Origin of the sequence: Spirillospora sp. NPDC049652 (assembly GCF_040675125.1) — a bacterium.
In the GTDB taxonomy this organism is placed as follows: Bacteria; Actinomycetota; Actinomycetes; order Streptosporangiales; family Streptosporangiaceae; genus Spirillospora.
Genome location: NZ_JBFAOF010001227.1, coordinates 1 through 1,810 on the forward strand (window position 1 = coordinate 1; position 1,810 = coordinate 1,810).

3 protein-coding genes are annotated in these 1,810 nt (G+C 75.5%); all 3 read left to right on the forward strand.

Annotated features, from left to right (window positions below; translation table 11 throughout):
- Window positions 1-124: 124 nt before the first annotated feature.
- The 3 genes from AB0J52_RS38815 (at window position 125) to AB0J52_RS38825 (ending at window position 1,435) form a co-directional block, all read left to right on the forward strand.
- Complete coding sequence (locus AB0J52_RS38815; protein ID WP_500188050.1) at window positions 125-418, forward strand: hypothetical protein; 294 nt, start codon at window positions 125-127, stop codon at window positions 416-418.
- Window positions 415-969: a roadblock/LC7 domain-containing protein gene (locus tag AB0J52_RS38820; RefSeq protein WP_500188051.1), complete on the forward strand. Its 555-nt coding sequence runs from the start codon at window positions 415-417 to the stop codon at window positions 967-969. The genes AB0J52_RS38815 and AB0J52_RS38820 overlap by 4 nt, the downstream gene beginning before the upstream one ends.
- Window positions 970-1,072: 103 nt before the next feature.
- The gene (locus tag AB0J52_RS38825; RefSeq protein WP_500188052.1) at window positions 1,073-1,435 is read left to right on the forward strand and encodes a hypothetical protein; all 363 of its coding nucleotides are present in this window, start codon (window positions 1,073-1,075) and stop codon (window positions 1,433-1,435) included.
- Window positions 1,436-1,810 lie beyond the last annotated feature (375 nt).

Sequence of the window (1,810 nt, forward strand, 5' to 3'; positions counted from 1 at the left end):
CTCGACTGCATGGACGGCAAGATCGCGAGGCTGAAGGGCACCGGCTCGATCTTCGGCGCCTGGCTGGACAGGCGGCTGGCCGCTGGCCCTGGCGGACGCGGCCCCAGTGGTCGCCGTCCGGCGCGTGCCGCGGCAGCGGATGATGCTGACGGCGGTGCAGGCCGAGGTCGCCCTCGCCGTGGACGGCCGCCGCACGCCCGCCGGGGTGGCCGCCGAGCTGGGCCGTCCGGTGGTGGTGTGCCTGGAGGCGGTACGGGCGCTGACCGCGCTGGGGATGGTGGAGCGTCCGGTGGTGGCGGCCCGCGGGCCGCTGCGCAGGCGGGTGCGGCATCCGGCGGAGGCCGTCCCGGCCCGGTTCGAGCCGCCGGTGGACCTGGAGACGCTGATGCGGCTGCGCGCCGCGTTGGAGCAGGTGTGACCGGCGGCCGACGCCGGCTCGGCCCCCTGGTCGACCGGTGGACGCGGACGGGAGCGCCGGGCGAGGCGTCCGGGCCCGCCGGGTCGGGCGGGCCGTCGCCCGACCTTCCCGACGCCGAGGTCGTGGCGGAGCTGAAGCGGCTGCGGGCCCGGCTGGACCGGCTGGTCGGGAGCCTGGTGGCGGCCGCCGACGGGCGGCTGCTGGCCCACGACCTGCCGTCCTCGGTCGAGCCCGCCGGGATGGCGGTGCTGACCGTGACGCACCTGGCGATGTCGCACCGGCTGGCGGCCACCGCGCACGGCGGCGGGTTCCACGAGGTCGTCGTGCACGGGACCGGCGGCTACGTGGCGGTCTACGCGGCGGGGTGGCACGCCTCCCTGACCGTGCTGGCGGGCCCCGAGGTGAACGTGGGGCGGCTGCATCTGGAGTCGCGTCCGGCGGCGCGGGCGATCGCCCGCCGGCTGGCCGCGATCACGCCCGGCAGCCCTGCTGGCAGTGCCGGCCGCCCTGGCGGGCTGAACGGCTCGGGCGGCGCGGGCCGCCCGGGCTGACAGCGGGTGAGAACGCCGGGCGAGGGCGGGAGCACGCGCGTCCGGCGGCTGAGAACGGCGAACGAGCAGGCACATCCGAGTGAAGGGAGACCCCGTGTCGAACATGGATCTGGCTCTGAAGGAAATGATGGCGATCGACGGCGCGGTCGGCGCGGCCGTCGTCGACTACGGCAGCGGTATGGCGCTGGGCGTCCAGGGCGGCTCCAAGTCCCTGGACCTGCAGGTCGCGGCGGCGGGCAACACCGAGGTCATGCGCTCCAAGATGCGCACGATCGAGCAGCTGGGGATGAAGGACGAGATCGAGGACATCCTGATCACGCTCGGCGCGCAGTACCACATCATCCGCCCGGTGACCGGGCGGAAGGGCAAGGGCCTGTTCCTCTATCTGGCGCTGGACCGCGCCCGCGCGAACCTCGCCCTGGCCCGCCACCACATGAAGGGCATCGAGGAGAACCTGGAGATCTGAGTCTCACCCGCTGCGGAACGGGCCCGGACGGCGATCGTCCGGGCCCGTCCTCATGCCCGGCACCTCGGGCCTCTCCGCCGTCCGGTCGGCGTGGCCAGGCTCGCCGGGGCGTTGCCGGGCAGGACGGGACGGACGGCGCACGAGGAACGATTCGGCCCGGCGATCGTTACTCTGAAGGAGCAGAAAGTGGGCGGGTTTGGGGGCACGGACATGACCGACCGGACCGGGAGCGGCCCGAACATCGGCGGCTCGACCGGCGACGACGCGTCCCGTGAGACGCCCGCCGCCCAGCGGCCCGAGCCCGGGCCCGAGACCGCCGCGGGCGGGAGCGCGCGGGCGGACCGCGGCGTCGCCGACGGCCTGGCCGAGGTGACG

Excerpts from the sequence above, each read along its gene's own strand:
- AB0J52_RS38825 (WP_500188052.1), top strand. The coding sequence starts at position 1,073 with ATGGATCTGGCTCTGAAGGAAATGATGGCGATCGACGGCGCGGTCGGC.